Annotated in this window: 21 protein-coding genes; 11 read left to right on the top strand and 10 right to left on the bottom strand. The window is 59.0% G+C overall.

The features are described from left to right. Positions 1-280: 280 nt before the first annotated feature. The 3 genes from QZ196_RS12070 (at position 281) to gluQRS (ending at position 3,518) form a co-directional block, all read left to right on the top strand. Positions 281-1,174, top strand: a complete 894-nt coding sequence (locus QZ196_RS12070) for a porin (RefSeq protein WP_296426730.1) — start codon at positions 281-283, stop codon at positions 1,172-1,174. Between the two features lie 146 nt (positions 1,175-1,320). Then, entirely contained in the window at positions 1,321-2,676 is a 1,356-nt protein-coding gene (gene trmFO, locus QZ196_RS12065; RefSeq protein ID WP_296426729.1) for a methylenetetrahydrofolate--tRNA-(uracil(54)-C(5))-methyltransferase (FADH(2)-oxidizing) TrmFO, read from the top strand. Next, complete coding sequence (gene gluQRS / locus QZ196_RS12060) at positions 2,673-3,518, top strand: tRNA glutamyl-Q(34) synthetase GluQRS (protein ID WP_296426728.1); 846 nt, start codon at positions 2,673-2,675, stop codon at positions 3,516-3,518. The genes trmFO and gluQRS overlap by 4 nt, the downstream gene beginning before the upstream one ends. Here the strand turns inward: gluQRS and hisI are convergent. After that, complete coding sequence (hisI, locus tag QZ196_RS12055; RefSeq protein ID WP_296426727.1) at positions 3,487-3,867, bottom strand: phosphoribosyl-AMP cyclohydrolase; 381 nt, start codon at positions 3,865-3,867, stop codon at positions 3,487-3,489. The two genes, gluQRS and hisI, sit on opposite strands and share 32 nt — an antisense overlap. 67 nt (positions 3,868-3,934) lie before the next feature. On the opposite strand from hisI, the gene QZ196_RS12050 reads away from it, so the two are divergent. Next, positions 3,935-4,381, top strand: a complete 447-nt coding sequence (locus QZ196_RS12050) for an iron-sulfur cluster assembly scaffold protein (protein ID WP_296426726.1) — start codon at positions 3,935-3,937, stop codon at positions 4,379-4,381. Positions 4,382-4,565: 184 nt separating this feature from the next. Here the strand turns inward: QZ196_RS12050 and QZ196_RS12045 are convergent, their stop codons facing one another. The 5 genes from QZ196_RS12045 to QZ196_RS12025 all read right to left on the bottom strand — a co-directional run bounded on the left by QZ196_RS12045 (position 4,566) and on the right by QZ196_RS12025 (position 10,228). Beyond that, positions 4,566-4,688, bottom strand: coding sequence for a hypothetical protein (locus QZ196_RS12045; RefSeq protein ID WP_296426724.1), 123 nt, complete (start codon positions 4,686-4,688; stop codon positions 4,566-4,568). Between the two features lie 101 nt (positions 4,689-4,789). Further along, complete coding sequence (gene recG / locus QZ196_RS12040; protein WP_296426722.1) at positions 4,790-6,880, bottom strand: ATP-dependent DNA helicase RecG; 2,091 nt, start codon at positions 6,878-6,880, stop codon at positions 4,790-4,792. Continuing rightward, complete coding sequence (ligA, locus tag QZ196_RS12035) at positions 6,877-9,024, bottom strand: NAD-dependent DNA ligase LigA (protein WP_296426720.1); 2,148 nt, start codon at positions 9,022-9,024, stop codon at positions 6,877-6,879. The genes recG and ligA overlap by 4 nt, the downstream gene beginning before the upstream one ends. Before the next feature lie 121 nt (positions 9,025-9,145). Then, positions 9,146-9,859 (bottom strand): response regulator transcription factor CtrA, encoded by a 714-nt coding sequence (gene ctrA / locus QZ196_RS12030; RefSeq protein ID WP_296426719.1) that lies wholly within the window; start codon positions 9,857-9,859, stop codon positions 9,146-9,148. A 90-nt stretch (positions 9,860-9,949) separates the two neighbouring features. Further along, a complete protein-coding gene (locus tag QZ196_RS12025) occupies positions 9,950-10,228 on the bottom strand; it encodes a DUF1153 domain-containing protein (protein WP_296426717.1) in 279 nt (92 codons plus the stop codon). 130 nt (positions 10,229-10,358) lie between these two features. On the opposite strand from QZ196_RS12025, the gene mnmA reads away from it, so the two are divergent. The 7 genes from mnmA to QZ196_RS11990 all read left to right on the top strand — a co-directional run bounded on the left by mnmA (position 10,359) and on the right by QZ196_RS11990 (position 16,476). Continuing rightward, positions 10,359-11,498 (top strand): tRNA 2-thiouridine(34) synthase MnmA, encoded by a 1,140-nt coding sequence (gene mnmA / locus QZ196_RS12020; protein WP_296426716.1) that lies wholly within the window; start codon positions 10,359-10,361, stop codon positions 11,496-11,498. Between the two features lie 103 nt (positions 11,499-11,601). After that, complete coding sequence (locus QZ196_RS12015; RefSeq protein WP_296426715.1) at positions 11,602-12,477, top strand: ATPase; 876 nt, start codon at positions 11,602-11,604, stop codon at positions 12,475-12,477. Between the two features lie 43 nt (positions 12,478-12,520). Beyond that, positions 12,521-13,438 (top strand): homoserine O-succinyltransferase, encoded by a 918-nt coding sequence (metA, locus tag QZ196_RS12010; protein ID WP_296426713.1) that lies wholly within the window; start codon positions 12,521-12,523, stop codon positions 13,436-13,438. Further along, entirely contained in the window at positions 13,428-14,420 is a 993-nt protein-coding gene (locus QZ196_RS12005; protein WP_296426711.1) for an alpha/beta hydrolase, read from the top strand. Before metA ends, QZ196_RS12005 begins: the two co-directional genes overlap by 11 nt. Positions 14,421-14,469: 49 nt before the next feature. Further along, the gene (gene ppk2 / locus QZ196_RS12000; RefSeq protein WP_296426709.1) at positions 14,470-15,339 is read left to right on the top strand and encodes a polyphosphate kinase 2; all 870 of its coding nucleotides are present in this window, start codon (positions 14,470-14,472) and stop codon (positions 15,337-15,339) included. Then, on the top strand, positions 15,332-15,949 hold the full coding sequence (locus QZ196_RS11995) for a TetR/AcrR family transcriptional regulator (protein WP_296426707.1): 618 nt from the start codon (positions 15,332-15,334) through the stop codon (positions 15,947-15,949). Before ppk2 ends, QZ196_RS11995 begins: the two co-directional genes overlap by 8 nt. 11 nt (positions 15,950-15,960) lie before the next feature. Further along, a complete protein-coding gene (locus QZ196_RS11990; RefSeq protein WP_296426706.1) occupies positions 15,961-16,476 on the top strand; it encodes an acyloxyacyl hydrolase in 516 nt (171 codons plus the stop codon). Positions 16,477-16,654: 178 nt separating this feature from the next. Here the strand turns inward: QZ196_RS11990 and QZ196_RS11985 are convergent, their stop codons facing one another. The 4 genes from QZ196_RS11985 to QZ196_RS11970 form a co-directional block, all read right to left on the bottom strand. Next, positions 16,655-17,740, bottom strand: a complete 1,086-nt coding sequence (locus QZ196_RS11985; protein WP_296426704.1) for an ABC transporter ATP-binding protein — start codon at positions 17,738-17,740, stop codon at positions 16,655-16,657. Then, on the bottom strand, positions 17,737-18,537 hold the full coding sequence (locus tag QZ196_RS11980) for an ABC transporter permease (RefSeq protein WP_296426702.1): 801 nt from the start codon (positions 18,535-18,537) through the stop codon (positions 17,737-17,739). The genes QZ196_RS11985 and QZ196_RS11980 overlap by 4 nt, the downstream gene beginning before the upstream one ends. Next, a complete protein-coding gene (locus QZ196_RS11975) occupies positions 18,534-19,394 on the bottom strand; it encodes an ABC transporter permease (protein ID WP_296426700.1) in 861 nt (286 codons plus the stop codon). The genes QZ196_RS11980 and QZ196_RS11975 overlap by 4 nt, the downstream gene beginning before the upstream one ends. A 60-nt stretch (positions 19,395-19,454) precedes the next feature. After that, on the bottom strand, positions 19,455-19,730 hold a 276-nt coding region (locus tag QZ196_RS11970), incomplete at its 5' end, for a hypothetical protein (RefSeq protein WP_296426699.1).

The following is a 19,730-nucleotide window of genomic DNA, read 5'->3' as shown; positions in this document are numbered from 1 at the left end:
CAGCCCCCCCAGGACGCTTTGCATTTTTCAGCCTCAAGGATGAGAGGGGGCCGCAAGGTCACTGACACTGCGGTCACGAAACAACCGACCACAAATAAACGGTCGGTTGGGTCACAAGCCACAGACGTCGTATCGGCCGGAAACAGCGTGGTATTGCACGCTGACACCCGCCAAACTGCATCAATTTCGCACCACATGAACGTAGCCAGGGGTGACCATGCTTGTTTTTTTCAGCGCGATGCTGCATGTGCACAAAATAGAATTTAATTAGGGGTTTACTATGTTACGCACACTTACAACCACAGCAATCATTGCGCTGATCGCCGGTTCGGCCACAGCCGATGGCGTAAATTATGGCCGTTTCAGCTATGATTTCACAAATTTCGATGATGGCTTCAACGAAGCCGACATCTCAATCGTACAAGGTGCCATCGAATATGGCTTCGGTCAGGTCCTGATTACAGCAGATATCGTCAGCACGACCGTGGAAGATGGCGGCTCGTTTGACTTCCAGCAGTATTCACTTGGCGGCGGCTACCTGATCACACCGGAAATTCTCGTCGGTGCCGGTGTCATTGGCATCAAAAGCGAATTATCCGACCAGAACGGCTATGAGATCTTCGGTCAGTATCAGACGGATCAGTTCGGCGTTGCGCTGAATGTCGCGAAACCTGACAGCGACGCCGACTATACCTACAGCACCCTTTATGGTGAAGTTGCGGTGACACCTGCGGTCAACCTTGGCTTGGCATTGTCACAGTATTCTGACGAAAGCTGGACATATTATGTCGCCAGCGCCGAATACAACGAAGGCCCAATCGCAGCACGCGCCTACTATCAAGGCTACTCCGACGAAGACACTGCCATCCTTGGCCTGCGTGGCAGCTACGAGTTGAACGCGCCGTTCCGCATCTTGGCGTCTTATGAAACAATCGTAGGCGACGACTTGGTGGATATATCCGTCTACACAGTCGGCGGCGGCTACCGTATCACCGATGGTGTCTGGTTTGATGCAAACATCGGTCAGATCACCGGCGATTCTGTGATGACAGACATTGATCGCGTGCAGGCGACGATCACCTTTGAAACAGGTAAGCGGACGCGTATCGACAACAGCTTCAACCAAGATGCTCTTGACGATCGGCTGGCTGGCTTGGGCTCGTTCATATTCTAAGCCACTTGCGCCTCGAAAACGAAAGCCCTGCCAATTGGCGGGGCTTTTTTCGTTTTCGGGTGTCGCGACACATGATTGCGCCACTCTCGGTCACACGGGCCACCTCGGGGCTTTTCAATTCTGTGCACCTGCCCTAAATATCCGGCATGGAAAACACACTCAATATCATTGGCGGCGGCATGGCCGGGTCAGAAGCCGCATGGCAAGCCGCGAACGCGGGCATCACGGTCGTGATCCACGAAATGCGCCCCAAGGTCGGCACCTTTGCCCACCGCACCGGCCATCTGGGCGAAATGGTCTGCTCAAATTCATTCCGCTCGGACGACCACGAACAAAACGCCGTGGGCCTGCTGCACTGGGAAATGCGTCAGGCTGGCGGGTTGATCATGGCAATGGCGGAAAAACACCGCCTGCCAGCGGGCGGCGCATTGGCCGTTGACCGAGATCCCTTCGCGCAAAGCGTGACCGAAGCACTGACGGCGCACCCAAATATCTCGGTATCATACGAAGAGATAACGGCGCTGCCCGACACCGGCCACTGGATCATCGCCACCGGCCCGCTGACCTCCGGCGCCTTGGCCACGGCCATCCAAACCGAAACCGGCGCAGAGGCGCTGGCCTTTTTCGACGCCATCGCCCCTATCGTCTATCACGACAGCATCGACATGGACGTCGCGTGGATGCAGTCGCGCTATGACAAGGGCGAAACCGAAGCCGAACAAACCGCCTATCTCAACTGCCCGATGAACAAATTGCAGTACGAGGCGTTCATCGACGCGCTGCTCAGCGCCGACAAGACCGAATTCAAGGAAGGCGAAACCGCAGGCTATTTTGATGGCTGCCTGCCGATCGAAGTCATGGCGGAACGTGGCCGCGAAACCCTGCGCTTTGGCCCGATGAAGCCCGTGGGGCTGACAAACACCCATGACCCCCAAAACAAAGCCTACGCCGTGGTGCAACTGCGCCGCGACAATGCATTGGGAACGCTTTTCAACATCGTCGGCTTTCAGACCAAGATGAAGTACGGCGCTCAGAAAGCTGTTTTTAATACGATTCCGGGCCTTGAAAATGCCGAGTTTGCCCGTCTCGGCGGCATTCATCGCAACACCTTCATCAATTCGCCGACCCTGCTTGACGACCAGATGCGCCTGCGCAGCCAGCCGCATATCCGGTTTGCCGGGCAAATAACAGGTGTCGAAGGGTACGTGGAAAGTGCGGCCATGGGCCTGCTTGCGGGCCGTATGGCGGTGGCCGAATTGACCGGGCAAACTTTGGCTGCGGTGCCCAACACCACCGCCATGGGCGCGCTTGTGACCCATATCACCGGCGGCGCCGAGGCTAAGACGTTCCAACCCATGAACGTCAATTTCGGGCTGTTCCCCCCGCTGGACGGCGTTAAATCCGGGCGGCGCGGTCGCAAGGACCGCTACAAAGCCTATACCGACCGGGCCAAAATAGACTGGCAGGCATGGCTGGCCCCACAGGCGCTCGCTGCCGAATGATCACCCGCTTCGCGCCCTCACCGACAGGGCCGCTGCATCTGGGGCACGCCTATTCGGCGCTGGTTGCGCATGATATGGCCATGGCCGTCGGCGGCACATTTGTGCTGCGGATCGAAGATATCGACCAAAGTCGCGTCCGCCCCGCATGGGAGGCGCAGATTTACGATGATCTGCGCTGGCTGGGGCTGACATGGCCGGCACCCGTCATGCGCCAGTCCGACCGCCTGCCCGCCTATGCCAAGGCGCTCGATATCCTGTGGTCCCGTGGTCTGCTCTATCCATGCACATGCACCCGCAAGGACGTGCTGACAGCCGCAAACGCACCACAAGAAGGCGCGCCCATCGGCCCGGATGGGGTGATATACCCCCGCACTTGCCGCTCCCGGCCGCTTGGCGGGCCATTACCTGCGCAGGATACGATCCGGATCGACCTTGAACGGGTCGCGGACCTGAACCTTGATCTCAGCTACCCCGAAACCGGGCACAGGCCCGGCGTCCACCACACGACCGTTGCCCAAATGCAAACCGACGTGGGTGATTTCGTGATTTCGCGCAAGGGTATGTTCACCTCTTACCACCTGTCCGTGGTGATCGACGACGCCGCGCAACACATCACCCATGTCGTCAGAGGCGCCGACATTCAGGACGCAACGCAAGTCCACGTGCTGCTTCAAAAACTGCTTGGCCTGCCGACACCCACCTATCACCATCACCGGCTGATCCGCGATGACCACGGCAAACGTCTGGCGAAACGCGACGACGCGCGGGCCATTGCGACATACCGCGCCGAAGGTGCGACCCCCAACGATATCAGGCGGTTGGTGGGGCTTCCTGTGCCATAGGTTCTTCGATCTCGATCTCTTCGCCATTGCTGACGCCGGTATAAAAACAGGTCCGCCGCCCGGTGTGACAGGCCGGCCCCGTCTGATTAACCACAACCAGCAGACAGTCGCGGTCACAATCGACCCGGAAATCCACCAATGTCTGGGTGTTCCCGCTGGTCGCGCCCTTGACCCAGAATTCCTGCCGGGACCGCGACCAATACGTGACCTGCCCGGTTTCCAACGTCTTTGCCACGGCTGCCGCATTCATCCATGCCATCATCAGCACCTGACCAGATGCAGCATCCTGCGCAATCGCGGGGATCAGGCCTGCGTCATTAAACGTCAGGGTACCGGGATCAAATGACATGTCAAAAACCTTTGCAACGGGACGGGTCCGCACTATCTAAGACGCACGAATGAAAAGGGCAAACGGCATGTCAGCAGAAACCGATATGATCAAACTCTACTCCGGTCGGATTTTGGCGCTCGCCGCAGATATGCCCCGGACACAGCGGCTGGACAGCCCGACCGCCACTGCGAAAAAACGCTCTCCGCTGTGCGGATCGACCGTCACCGTGGACATCACCGTCGAAAACGGCGTGATCAGCGACTACGGACAAGACGTCAAAGCCTGCGCTTTGGGCCAAGCCGCTGCGGCGGTGGTGGGTGCGGGCGTCGTCGGGCTCACACCCGCGCAGGTCCAAAAAGGCCGCGATGAACTGTTCGCGATGCTGAAAAACGACGGTCCGGTCCCTGCGGCGCCGTTTGGCGACCTCGAAGTCCTGCAGCCTGCCAAGGATTATAAAAACCGGCACGCCTCGATCTTACTGGCATTCGACGCCACATTGGATGCACTTGAAGCAAGCAAGGCAAGCGCCTGATCCAAAATAAAAAACCGCCGCACATCCGGGACAGGATGGCGGCGGCAGGATTGCGATGCGGCCCGATCCACAATGTTCATAAGGGGGCAGGCAGCCCCCGCTTCGAACGGGACAGGCAGGTCATCAATCATTGCATTCTTGGGACAGGGCAATGTGATGGACCGAGCCGCAATCGCGAGGCACGTCAGATCATCGCGGGCAGCGACAATCCAACAAACAGCATGACCATCAAAGCAACAACACCCAGTGCATCAGCCAAAATCGTGTCGCGGGACCGGGCGATAACGGATTTGATCTCTTGTGTCATGTCGTGTTGCTCCTTTGTTCTGTTGCTCCTTTGTTCTCATATCATTAACCTCGTGTAAAGAACTTTTTAGGAACATTTGCGAACATTTCGGAACACAGGCCCTAACCCACTGATATCAAACGGATCGCTTTGTCCTGTTCCATCAGCCACAGCAGCGTCCGGGTCGCCTGCCCTCGTGTCGTGTCCAATTTCGGGTCGTCGTGCAGCAGCTTGCGCGCATCCGTCTGGGCCAACGCCATCAACGCGGCCTGACGTTCCAAATCGGCGATGCGAAAACGCGGGACGCCTGATTGCGCGGTGCCGATCACATCACCGGCCCCCCGCATGGCAAGATCTTCTTCGGAAATCCGAAACCCATCTTCGGTCTCGCGCAATATCTCTAACCGACGGCGCGCGCTTTCGGTCAGGGGCGCCTGATACAGCAGCAAACACGTCGACGCGGTAGACCCGCGCCCGACCCGTCCCCGCAACTGGTGCAACTGCGCCAGCCCAAAACTCTCGGCGCGCTCAATCATCATGATCGACGCATTGGGCACATTCACCCCCACCTCGATCACTGTCGTGGCCACCAATACTTTGGTGTCCCCGGCCACGAACCGGGCCATCGCCGCATCTTTTTCGGCGGGTGGCATCTGGCCATGCACCAGACCGACAACACCTTCCCCCAACGCGGCACGCAGCCGCTTGAACCGCTCTTCTGCGGCCGTCATATCAATGAATTCGCTTTCCTCGACCAACGGGCAGACCCAATAGGCCTGCCGGCCCTCGGCCACGGCATGGCGCAGCTTTTCCACCACCTCATCCATCCGCGATGTCGAAACCAACGCGGTCTGCACCGGCGTGCGCCCGGGTGGTTTTTCGTCCAAGACCGACACATCCATATCGCCATATTGCGCCAGCGCCAGTGATCGCGGAATTGGTGTGGCCGTCATCACCAAGACATCCGTTGCCTGCCCCTTGGCCCCCAGTTCCATCCGCTGGGCGACGCCAAAACGGTGTTGCTCATCAATGATGGCAAGTCGCAAATCATTGAAAACGATGTCTTTTTGGAATACAGCGTGGGTACCGACCAGAATGTCGATGTCGCCGGCCGCCAATGCCGCCAACTTGGCCGCACGGTCAGCGCCCTTGTCGCGCCCCGTCAGCAATTCCAGCACAACGCCCGCGCTGGCAGCCAACGGCTGCAAGCCCTCCAGATGTTGCCGGGCCAAGATTTCGGTCGGGGCCATCATCACGCCCTGCCCGCCGGCCTCTACGACACACAGCAGCGCCATCAGCGCCACAAGCGTCTTGCCCGACCCCACATCACCCTGCAACAAACGGTTCATTCGCAATCGCGATGCCAAATCTGCGGCAATCTCGGCAATCGCGCGCGTCTGCGCCTGTGTCGGTTTGTAAGGTAACGCCGCCAATACCCTGGCCTGCAACAGCCCCGTCCCGCGCGACGAAATCCCCTTGCCGCGCCGCAACGTTGCCCGTGCCAAGGCCAGGGTAATCTGATGCGCGAACAGCTCGTCATAGGCCAGCCGCGCCCGCGCCAGATCATGAGGCGACAAATCGCTCGACGATGCCGGGCAATGCGCCCGCGCCAACGCGCCCTGCCAATCCGGCCAGCCTTCGCGCTTGCACAACGCCGCATCAATCCATTCCGGCAACGGCGGCGCCATTTGCAGCGCCGACCGCGTCGCCTTCCACATCAATTTCTGACTGATCCCGGCGTGCAGCGGATAGACCGGCTCATAGGTTGGAATTTCCTCTGCCTCGGCCAGCGGCAGCACATGATCGGGGTGGACCATCTGCGCAACACTGTCAAAAATCTCGACCTTGCCGGACACAACACGTTTTTGCCCCGTTGGCAGCAGCTTTTGCAGATAATCGCCGCGTGCATGGAAAAACACCAATTGAAACGATGTCTCCGCATCCTCGACATGCACCCGATACGGGCGCCCCCGGGTCTTGGGCGGATAATGCTCGCCCACCGTCACCTCGACCGTCACCGTCGCCGGGGCAATCACCTCGCGGATACTGGCGCGCCTGCGCCGATCCACGCCCGACTGCGGCAGCGTCATCAGCAGGTCACGCGGATTGGCGATGCCAGCCCCCTCCAGCGCCTGCGCGGTCTTGGGGCCAATACCATCCAGCTTGGTCAGGCCGCCAAAAAGCGGAAACAGAACCTCTGGTCGGCCGCTCATCCGGCACCGATCAGCGCAAGCCAGGCGTCTTCGTCCATCGTCGCAACGCCCAGTTCAGCGGCCTTTTTAGCCTTTGATCCGGCACCCGGACCCGCGACCAGAATATCGGTCTTGGCGCTGACCGAACCCGATACTTTCGCACCCAGGCTTTCGGCACGCGCCTTGGCCTCGGCCCGGGTCATCTTTTCCAATGTACCCGTGAACACAATCGTTTTGCCTGCAACCGGGCTGTCGCGCGCCACCGGCACCGCATCGTGCACCTGCAACTGTGCCACCAGCCGATCAATCGACGCACGTTCCGCCTCTTGCTGCATGGCCGTAATCACCGACGTCGCCATCACCGCCCCCACCCCGTCAATCCCGGTCAAATCATCCCAAGCGGCACCTTCACCAACCTTGGCCGCTGTCATCGCTTCCTGGAACGCGCGCCAAGAGCCATAATGATTCGCAAAAAGCGCGGCCCCCGCCTCGCCGACATGCCGTATCCCCAGCGAAAAAATCAACCGATGCAGCGGAATTTGGCGTTTCTCGTCAATTGCATCGAACAAGTTCTGCGCACTCTTCTCGCCCCAGCCTTCGCGGTTTTTCAACTGCTGCAGGCCCGTCGCGAACCTATCACGCAGCGTGAAGATATCCGCAGGGGTGGTGATCCAGCCGTCCGCATAAAACTGCTCCACCTGTTTGGCGCCAAGCCCTTCAATGTCAAACGCCGCGCGCGATACGAAATGCTTGAGCCGCTCGACTGCTTGCGCGGGACAGATCAGGCCCCCGGTACAGCGCCGCACCGCATCACCATCTTCGCGGATCGCCGCAGACCCGCAATCGGGGCAAACATCGGGGAAAACAAACGGCACGGCATCAGCCGGGCGGCGCGCCAGATTCACATCCTTGATCTTGGGGATCACATCGCCCGCGCGATATACCTGCACCCAATCACCCACACGCACATCCCGCCCGCCCCGGATCGGCTGCCCATCACCACCAAGCCCGGCAATGTAATCTTCATTATGCAATGTCGCATTGGACACCACGACCCCGCCCACCGTCACCGGCGTCAGGCGCGCGACAGGTGACAATGCGCCGGTACGACCGACCTGAATGTCGATCGCCTCAAGCCTTGTCCACGCCAGTTCCGCAGGGAATTTATGTGCAATCGCCCAGCGTGGCGTTGTCGAGCGAAAGCCAAGCCGTTGCTGCAGGTCAAGATCATTCACCTTGTAAACAACGCCATCAATATCATAACCCAGCGTCGCGCGCTGCTCTTCGATCCTATGGTAATGCGCGATCATATCCGCAGGACCGTCGCATCGCACCATCAGGTCATTCGTCGCAAACCCCAGTGTCGCCAGCCGCGCAATCGCTGCAAACTGCGTGTCGGCCAATGGCGCGGACAGATCGCCCCAGGCATAGGCAAAAAACCGCAGCGGCCGCGCCTGAGTAATCGTCGCGTCCAACTGGCGCAGCGATCCCGCAGCGGCGTTGCGCGGGTTGGCAAACGTCTTGCCGCCCGCATCGGTCTGGCGCCGGTTCAGCGCCGCAAAATCCGCATGGCTCATGTAGACCTCGCCACGCACTTCCAAAATCTCCGGCGCATCGGCGATGACGTGGGGAATATCCGCAATGGTGCGGGCATTTGCAGTGACGTTTTCGCCAACCGCGCCATCGCCGCGGGTTGCGGCCTGCATCAAAATGCCACCCTCATACCGTAACGACAAAGACAGCCCGTCGATCTTTGGCTCTGCCGTATAGATCAGCCCGGCATCTTGCCCCAACCCCAGATACTTGCGGATACGCAGATCGAAATCGCGGACATCGGCGTCGCTGAACGCATTGCCCAGCGACAGCATCCGCACGACATGCTGCACCTTGCCAAAACCCTCTGCCACAGTGCCGCCCACCTGTTCGCTGGGGCTGTCGCTGCGTTTGAGCGCGGGAAACGCCGCCTCGATCGCCAGATTGCGCTGCTTGAGTGCATCGTAGGTTGCGTCGCTGATATCGGGCGCATCATCGCGATGATACGCCACATTGGCCGCCTGCAACCGTGCGGCCAGCCATGCCAGCTCTGCCGCCGCCTGATCCGGTGACAAATCGCCCACCGGTACATCCCCGGTTTTGGGATCATGTAACTCTTTGTTCCGGCTCACGCTTGCCCCCCGCACACAGCACCCAGCGATTGCTGGCAACAGGTCCAATTCTTAGGCAGGCATTCTTGCGGCGTCCAGCCATGATGCGTCGATGATCCGTGAGTGGCCGCGATCCGCGCTGTTAGGCGCCGACCGCAATCTTCTGTGCATGCATGGTTGGCTCAGGGTCGCGCAGCACATAACCGCGCCCCCACACCGTTTCGATATAGTTGTCACCATCCGTTGCTTCGCTTAACTTCTTGCGCAACTTGCAGATGAAGACATCAATGATTTTCAGTTCAGGCTCGTCCATGCCGCCATAAAGATGGTTCAGAAACATCTCCTTGGTCAGCGTGGTGCCCTTGCGCAGGCTCAGCAGTTCCAACATCTGGTACTCTTTGCCCGTCAGATGCACGGTTGACCCACCGACATCGACAGTTTTCGCGTCCAAATTAACCGCAATCAGCCCGGTTTTGATGATCGACTGCGCGTGGCCCTTGGACCGGCGGATAATGGCATGAATACGCGCCACGAGTTCTTCGCGGTGGAAGGGTTTGGTCAGATAATCATCTGCGCCGAAACCAAAGCTTTTGAGCTTGCTCTCTGTCCCATCGTCCCCTGAAAGGATCAATATAGGCGTATCTATGCGGCTCAGGCGCAGCTGTCGCAGCACCTCGTGGCCATTCATATCCGGCAAGTTCAAATCCAACAGGATCAGGTCATAATCGTACAGCTTTGCAAGATCTATCCCTTCCTCCCCCAGATCCGTCGCATAGACGTTAAGGTTGGCATGGGTCAGCATCAGTTCAATGCTTTTCGATGTTGTTGGGTCATCTTCAACCAGCAAGACACGCATCCGAGTTCTCCGCTCTCTCTATGTGTCGTTAACCTAAACGGTTAAAGGTTAATCACCCGTTACCGTATTGCAAGAACATCGCACTTCCACCTAGGATTGTCTATATCGTTGCAACGCAGTTGTCCGCAATGCGGCCTCTCCATGGGCGGCGACAGCCGCCTCCCACTCGGAATACTCCTCCTCGGATAATTGATAACGCTCCAATGCTTCCCTGCGGCTAATCAGCCCGGCCCCTACCGCACGCACCACGGCTGCCTTGCGCGACGCAACCCAGCGTCGTGTCTGCGCACTGGGCAAATCCGCCCGCGTCATGACGGCACCATCGGGCAGCGTTACGGAACGCGGCCCCTCAACCTTGCGTAAATACATATCGCACCCCTTTGCGGTTACTCCCGCGGCTGTTATCGGGGTCAGGACTTAACGAGACGTATAACCACCCCTTGAGAATAACTCGTATTTTCTTATATTTCGTCACGAACCCAACACATCTGGATATCTTATGGCCCTTGATTCGCCCCTGAACTCTCTTGGCTTTGCCAAGCCGCCCGCGCAAACCCGCGTCGTCGTGGCCATGTCCGGTGGCGTGGACAGCTCGGTTGTGGCGGCGCAATTGGCCGAAGAAGGCTATGATGTCGTGGGCGTGACGTTGCAGCTTTATGACCACGGCGCGGCCTTGGCCAAAAAAGGTGCCTGTTGCGCGGGCCGCGATATCCATGACGCGCGCCGCGTCGCCGAAGACATGGGTTTTCCGCATTACGTGCTGGATTACGAAAATACGTTTCGCGAAGCCGTGATCGACGAATTCGCCGATAGCTATCTGGCAGGGGCCACCCCGGTGCCGTGTATTCGGTGCAATGAACGGGTCAAGTTCAAGGACCTGCTGCAAACCGCCAAGGATCTTGACGCCGACTGCATGGCGACCGGGCACTATATCCAGCGCAAGATGGGGGATCACGGGGCAGAGCTGCACGCGGCGGCGGATGGCAACCGGGACCAAAGCTATTTCCTGTTTTCCACGACGGCCGAACAGCTCAGCTACCTGCGCTTTCCGTTGGGGCACCTTGCATCAAAGGATGAAACCCGTGCGCTGGCCCAGAAATACGGGCTAAGCGTGGCGGATAAACCCGATAGTCAGGACATCTGCTTTGTGCCCAACGGCGACTATGCCGCCGTGATCGAGAAATTGCGCCCCGGTGCGGCGGAACCGGGCGACATCGTGGATGTGAACGGTCAGGTCCTCGGGACGCATCGCGGCGTCATCCACTACACCATCGGGCAGCGGCGCGGTCTGGGGATCGGCGGGCTTGCTGATCCGCTGTATGTGGTCAGGCTCGACGTTGACGCACGCCACGTGATCGTCGGCCCCAAAGATCTGCTGGCGACCCGCACCGTCCCTCTTCGCGAGATCAACTGGATCGGCGACGGTGCGCTCAGCGATATGTCAGAGCGGCCAATCATGGTGCGTGTGCGCTCGACCCGCCCGCCCACCGATGCGATTTTGCGGCCAATTTCAGACACCGAAGCCACAGTCGAATTGCTGGTGGCCGAACAGGGCGTCGCACCGGGGCAGGCTTGCGTATTTTACGACCCCGACAGCACACGTGTGCTGGGCGGTGGCTGGATCTGGCGCGGTGCCTAGGGGCCAAAATTTTCTGGAAAATTTTACCTTTCTCCGCAATTGCACGGCGCTGCGGCTAAAAATCTTCTAGAAGATTTTCGCCCAGCCCGTTACGCAGTCCCTCATGATCTATGCATCCTCCTCAGAATGGCGTCAGGCCGCGCGCAAACGGGTTTTGCTGTTTGGCATGTCCGGGCTTGGCAAAACCCATGTCTCGAACATCCTGCGCCGCGCGGGCGACTGGTTTCACTACTCCGTCGATTACCGGATCGGCACCCGCTACATGGGCGAACGGATCGCCGACAACGCCAAGGCCGAGGCGATGAAAGTCCCGTTTCTGCGTGACCTGCTGTTGTCCGATTCCATCTACATCGGCTCAAACATCACATTCGACAACCTGAATCCCGTCTCCAGCTATCTGGGCAAACCGGGCGATCCGGCCAAGGGCGGCTTGCCCTTTGACACCTACACCCAGCGCCAGTCAGAGTTCCGTCAGGCCGAAATGGCCGCGCTTTATGACACGGCGCATTTCATGACGCGTGCGCAGACGCTATATGACTATCCCCATTTTATCTGCGACACCGGCGGCTCGATCTGCGAATGGGTTGACCCCCAAGACGAAAACGACCCGCTGCTGCGCGAATTGGCGTCGCACACCCTGATGATCTGGATCGAAGGTTCTGACGCGCATACCGCCGAACTGGTCCGCCGATTTGATCAGGCCCCCAAACCGATGGCCTATCAACCCGCGTTTCTGCTGCAGGTCTGGAACGCCTACCTGACCCGGAATGATTACACCGAGGCCGAGGTCGACCCCGATGCCTTTATCCGCTGGACCTATGCACAGGCGCTTGCCCACCGGCAGCCGCGCTATGCCGCGATGGCCAACCGCTGGGGCCTGACCGTGCCCGCAGCCGACATCGCAGCCGTGCAAACGACACAGGACTTTGACGCCTTGGTCGCCCGCCTGCTTGATAAGCGGGTTGAGATGCAGGGCTAACCCCCCTATCTGACCATTTTCACATACCCGCAGGAGCAGCCCAATGCCCATCAAGATTCCCGCAAACCTTCCCGCCTTTGACGTGCTGGCGCACGAGGGCGTGATGGTGATGGATCACGATGCCGCAGACCGGCAGGATATCCGCCCCCTGCGCATTGGCCTGCTCAATCTGATGCCCAAGAAAATCCAGACCGAAAATCAATTTGCCCGGCTGATCGGGGCGACTCCCCTGCAAATCGAATTGACGCTGATCCGGATGTCCGAACACCAGACCAAAAACACCGCCGCCGAACATATGGAGGAGTTCTATAGAACCTTCGACGAAGTCCGCGACGAAAAATTTGACGGGCTGATCATCACCGGCGCACCCATCGAACATCTGCCATTTCACGATGTCACCTATTGGCACGAGCTGACGCAGGTGTTCGACTGGACCCAGACCAACGTCCATTCCACCTTTGGTGTCTGCTGGGGCGGGATGGCGATGATCAACTATTTCCACGACGTCGATAAACACATCCTTGATCACAAGGCCTTCGGCTGTTTCCGGCACCACAACATGGCACCCAATTCACCCTATCTGATGGGGTTTTCGGACGATTGCGTGATCCCGGTCAGCCGGTGGACCGAAATGCGCCAGAACGAAATAGATGCCGCCACCGGCCTGTCCACGCTGATCACCAGCGACGCATCCGGCCCCGCCCTGGTCGAGGACCCGGCACACCGCGCGCTGTATATCTTCAACCACTTCGAATATGACAGTGGCACGCTCAAGCAGGAATACGACCGCGACATCGCGAACGGCACGCCGATTAACGTGCCGATGAACTACTATCCCGATGATGACCCCACGAAACCACCGCTGAACAGGTGGAGAAGCCACGCACACCTCCTATATGGTAACTGGATCAATCAGATCTATCAGACCACACATTTCGCGTTGGACAAAATTGGTACCTAAAGCATTCACCTTCTCGGCGCTCGCGATCGGACTAGGTGCGGTATTGGCAAGCCTCAGCGCCAGCCATCGCGCACAACAGGCCGAAGCCGCGCACCCTCCCGAAGGCGCATTCGTTGCCGTCACCGGTGGCCGCGTGCACTATGTGCAACAAGGCACCGGGCCGCATCTGATCTTGCTGCATGGCGCGGGCGGCAATCTGCGCGATTTCACGTTTGATCTGATGGGTCGGCTGACGGACCGCTATACCGTCACCGCCTTTGACCGGCCCGGTCTGGGCTATACCGACCGGGTGCCCGGCGTGGCGACAGGCGTTGCGGCCACCGCTGGCGACAGTCCGCAACAGCAGGCGGCGATGCTACGCGAAGCCGCGCTTGCCCTCGGCATCGAAAACCCCATCGTGGCCGGCCACAGCTTTGGCGGGATCGTGTCCTATGCGTGGGCCGTCGCAGGTTTGAACAACCCCAGCCCGGTAAACGCCGCCGCCGTGGTCTCCATCGCGGGGGTCACGATGCCTTGGCCCGGCGACCTTGATCCCTATTACCGGATCAACGGCAGCACCTTTGGTGGCTTGGTCACCGTGCCGCTGATTGCCGCACTTGTGCCCGGCAGCATCGTGCGCGACCGCATCGAAAGCACCTTTGCCCCGCAGGCCGCACCCTTTGGCTATGCCGATTACATCGGTGCCGGGCTGACCCTGCGCAACGCCAGCTTTCGGGCCAATATCCGGCAGGTCAATACGCTGCGGCCAGAAGTGGTGAAACTCTCGGCGCGCTACCCCGAACTGACCCTGCCCATTGAAATCGTGCATGGCACCGCCGACACCACCGTGCCCATCCATATCCACGCCGACGAAGTGATCAAAATCGTGTCCTCTGCCCATGTGACGCGGCTGGACGGCATCGGGCATATGCCCCATCACACCAATCCCACCGATGTCACAGCCGCGATAGACCGCGCCGCCGCGCGCGCGCGATTGCGCTAGGCGCCGCCACGGCCCATAGTAGGCGCACGCATTATCAGGAGGCCGAGACATGGATTTGCCGTTTGACGGCGGCATCAGCCGCCACTACCGCCATGACGCACCAAAGGACGTGCGCGCCGCGATCAAATCTGCAACCAACGCCAACATCCTGAACCCCAGTTTTCCCTATGGCAAACGCTGGGACCGTGCGCCCTACGAAGACGCGCTGAAAAAGCTGCAAATCGAACTGGTCCGCATGCAGTCGTGGGCCCGCGACACCGGCCAGCGCATCGCCATCGTCTTTGAAGGGCGCGATGCGGCTGGCAAGGGCGGCACGATCAAACGCTTTCGCGAAAACCTGAACCCACGCGGCGCACGTCTGGTGGCGCTGTCCAAACCAACCACAACCGAAGCCGCGCAATGGTATTTCCAACGCTACATCGCGCATCTGCCCGCGACAGGCGAAATCACCATCTTTGACCGCAGTTGGTACAACCGCGGCGTGGTCGAACACGTCTTTGGCTTCTGCACCCCAGATGACCGCGAACGCTGGTTTGATCAGGTGCCCGACTTTGAAAACATGCTGGTCAGCGAAGGCATAAAAGTGTTCAAGATTTGGCTCAACGTGGGACAAGCCACCCAGCTCAAACGTTTTCTTGATCGTGAAAAGGACCCGCTCAAGCAATGGAAACTCAGCCGGATCGACGTGGACGGCCTGTCCAAATGGGATGCCTACAGCGCCGCCATCGGCGAAACGCTGCGCCGCACCCATACCGATACCGCGCCATGGACGATCATCCGTTCCGACGATAAACGGCGCACCCGCGTGCAGGTGATCCGCAGTATCCTGCATCAACTCGATTACGACCGCAAAGACGCCGATGCGCTGGGCGCAGTTGATCCAAAAATCGCAGGCGGCCCCGAACTCTGGCATGTCTAAACGCGGCTATCATCACGGCAACCTGCGCGAGGCATTGGTCAATGCCTGTCTTCGGCTGATCGAAAAACGCGGGCCGACCGGCTTTACCCTCTCCGAAGCATCCCGCGAGGCTGGCGTCACACCCGCCGCCGTCTACCGCCATTTCGAAGGCCGCGAAGACCTGATCGCCGAAGCCGCGCGTCAGGGCTATGAAATTTTCGGCGACCTGATGGAACAAGCCTATAACAACGGTCAGCCCTCTGCGCTGTCGGCGTTCGAATCCACGGGCCGCGCCTATCTCGCCTTTGCGCGCAAATTCCCCGGCCATTACGTCGCGATGTTCGAATCCGGCATTTCCATCAACCGCACCCCCGAACTGAACGCCGTCGCCACCCGTGCCATGGGCGTTCTCGAAAAAGCCGCCGAGGAACTCAGCCAACATATTCCCGCCGACAAACGGCCCCCGCCGCAAATGTTTTCGGCCCATATCTGGGCCATGTCGCATGGCGTAGTAGAGCTTTTCGCGCGCGGCAGCCCCGGCACCCAAAGCCCCTTCCCCCCCGAGGATCTGCTGGAAAGCGGGATCGGCATTTACCTGCGCGGGCTTGGCCTGATCGCTCCCGATACATAAAGGACCCCACATTGGACAGCCGATTTGCCGTTTTCTTTTTCATCATGGGGCTCACGGACACCTATTTCAACGATTGCCCGACCGACTGCACCCGCCAGACCGAAGCGCCCGCACGGGTGTCGCTGCAATATGGCGACACGTTTTTTCAAGAAGACGACATCGGGTCAGAAGTCTATGGCATCTACGATCTGCCCCGTCGCTATGGCGCGTTTCAACCCACTGTGGGCGCCAGCCTGACCAGCGATAATGACCTCTGGGTTGGGGCTGGCGGGAAATGGACCACTGACCGCAGCACCGGCAGCCCGATATTCATCGAACTGTCGCTGATGCCCGGTCTCTATGTCCACGGCGATGGGCCGGACCTTGGATTTCCGCTGCTTTTCCGCGGGGCGTTGGGGGCAGGCTATACCTTTGACAACGGGGCCAGCATCGCCGTGTTCTTTGATCACAGGTCCAATGCGAACATGACCACCCTCAATCCCGGCATTGAAACCCTGTCGCTGCGGTTCTCGATGGAACTGGATTAGCGGTTTGTTAACCCCGCACCATCGCGCGTTGCATTAACCAGCCAAAATCGGCAAAACGTACATACGCCGTCTGTACGGGTTCCGTGCGGGTTCCATACGTCAAAAACTCTTGTTTTTATGCCATTAACCCCGCGATTCGCAGCGCCCGGCGATCCCTGCCCTTGCCGTTGCGCGGGCGCTATCGCAACACCACCAGCGACCGTTCGTCCCAAACCACCCGCGTCTTCTCGCCGACCTCCAGAACCGGGCGGCCAATCAGGTTCTTCATGGCGATATTCAGCGGCTGCGCGACCCCGGCAATCCGCACGTCGTAATAGGTCATGTCGCCATAATACACGACCTCGTCCACCACCCCATCGACCAGCTTGCGCACGGTCGTTTCGCCGTCAAACAAGACCGCCAGCGTCTCGGGCCGGATACCCGCCACGGCAGGCCCCGTATTCATCGGCTCGGGCGCCTGTTCAGCGGCCACGCGCACCTTACCCAGACCCGCAACATCCAGATCAATGACGTCACCGACCGCTTTGACATCCGCCTTGAGGAAATTCATCTTTCCAATGAATTCAGCGACTTTGCGGGAATTTGGGCGGCGATAAAGCGTCTCGGGATCATCCAGTTGTCCGATCCGCCCCTCGAACATCACGGCAATCCGGTCCGACATCACCAGCGCCTCTTCCTGATCATGGGTGACCAGAATGAACGTGATCCCGACATGGCGTTGCAGGCGGATCAACTCGACCTGCATCTGCTCGCGCATCTTCTTGTCCAGCGCCGAAAGCGGCTCGTCCAGAAGCAGCACCTTCGGCTTCAAGATCAATGCCCGCGCCAGTGCCACCCGCTGCCGCTGCCCGCCCGAAAGCGCATGCGCGGCGCGCGCGCCAAAACCGCCCAACCCGACCATATCCAGCGCATCGTCAACCAGCGCCTGCTTGGCCGCCTTATCCAGATCGGACCGCTTGCGCAGGCCAAACGCCACGTTTTCAGCGACGCTCAGATGTGGAAAGATTGCATAGGACTGAAACACCATATTGGTCGGTCGCAGGTTGGCGGAAACACCCGCCATATCCTTGCCGCCAATCATCACGACCCCATCCGAAACGCTCTCGAATCCGGCGATTGTGCGCAGCAACGTTGTCTTGCCACAGCCCGACGGACCCAGCAGCGAAAAGAACTCACCCTCGTTGATTGTCAGGTCGATATCGCGCAGCGCGTGATAGTCGCCATAGTATTTATTGACGCCCTTCAGCGTGATCAAAGACGTCAAAGAAAGCCCCCTTTGTCCTGCACACCGGCACGGGCCAGACCGCGGCGGCGCAGGACTTCTGCGATAGTCAAAAGCACGATGGACAGTGCCACAAGAATGGTACCCAGCGCCATAACCACCGGTAAAGACGCGGGAAAACGCAACAGCCCCCAGATATAGACCGGCATCGTAGGGCTGGCGCCCGACAGGAAAAATGCGATGATGAACTCATCCAGCGAGATCGTAAAAGCGATCAACATGCTCGAAATTATTCCCGGCATCACCAAGGGCAGCGTCACCAGACGGAAGGCCGAAAACCGGCTTTCACCCAGATCCATCGCAGCCTCTTCCATGGACGGATCAAGGTTCTGAAACGCACCATTCAGGATCGCGATGCTGAAGGGCGTACAGATCAGCACATGTGCGGCGATGATCGTCCAATTCGACAGGCCAAGGTTCAGAATCTGCACCACGACCACCAACAGCGACACCGCCACGATGATCTCGGGCAGGACCAGCGGCAGCATGATGAACCCCATAATCCCGGCCTTCATCGGGAACTTGTACATCGCCCCGGCACGGGCCGCGCAAATCCCCAACAGCGTGGCCAAGACCGCCGTCGTCGCGGCGATCATCAGTGAATTCTTGACCGCCGCATGCAAGGCATTGCCGGTCATCAGCGCGTCGAACCATTTCGTCGTGAAACCCGCCAGCGGAAAGGCAATAATCGTCGCGTCATTGAACGCAAAAATAGGCAGCAAAACGATGGGGGCATAAAGGAAAATCAGATACGCGATGGCGTAGATACGCAGGCTCATCCGCGCCCCCTTAGCCAACGCCGGTTCAGCAGCACAAAGCCCAGACTGATCGCGGTCACACACAGCATCGCAACAATCGCCAGCGCCGCCCCCAGCGGGGCGTTATTCAGGGCCAAAAACTGGGTTTGGATCATATTTGCAATCAGTTTGCCCCCGGCCCCACCCATCAGTTCCGGCGTCACATAGTCGCCAATCGTCGGGATGAACACGATCAACACGGCCGCCACAAGGCCCGGCATCGACAGCGGCAACGTGATCCGAATAAAGGTCATGAACTTGCTCTCGCCCAGATCCTGCGCTGCCTCCAGCAGGGATCGGTCGATCTTTTCCAGTGCCACAAAAATCGGCAGAATGGCGAACGGCGCAAAGGCATGTGCCAGCGTGATGATCACGGCATTCACGTTATACAATATAAAGGTCAGCGGTTCATCAATCAGGCCGATATTCAACAGGCCCGTGTTCACCACACCGTTATAACCCAAAATCACTTTCCACAAAAACACCCGGATCAGATAGGACGTCCAGAACGGGATCGTGATCAGGAACAACCATAGCGATTTACGCTCTGGGCGCACGTGGAACGACACAAAGTAAGCTACTGGAAACGCCAAGAGAACCGTCACTGCCGTCACGCAGCCCGACACATACAATGACCGCTTGAGCAGCGCACCGTAGATCGGTTTTTCAAGAATTTCACGGTAATTGTTCAACGTGAACGTCGTGTCCAGCGTCACAAAATCCTGCGTCCAAAAGCTGAACATAAAGATTGCGCCCAGTGGCATGGCCAGAAGCGCCAGCGCATAGAAAAACGGCGGGCTGACCATCAGCAACCCACGCCCGCCTTCCGTTGATGTCATTTTACGCCACATGTCCTGATCTTCCCCGCCGGACACAAAAGATCAACAGCTATCTGCATATCACCGCCATCGCATGAACACAGCGATACCACCTTGCAGGACACAGCCAAACGTCGCCTCGCGCAGGGTGCCATCTCGAACGCGCCATACTTGCATCAACAAGCAGGCTTTGTAAATCGGGCCCAGTGAATGCGAAACCTCAAGATCAGGCGACAAAAAGCCCGCCAAAGCGTGCTGGTCTTTCTGAAATTGCATGCCCAGATCAGACCGAAAGAACTCTAGCTCTTTGATCCCACGGTTTAATGGTGCGATCCTTTCGCGAGAATGGAAGAAAGC

Source organism: Yoonia sp. (assembly GCF_017854565.1).
In the GTDB taxonomy this organism is placed as follows: Bacteria; Pseudomonadota; Alphaproteobacteria; order Rhodobacterales; family Rhodobacteraceae; genus Yoonia.
This window is presented reverse-complemented; position numbering and strand designations above follow the sequence as displayed.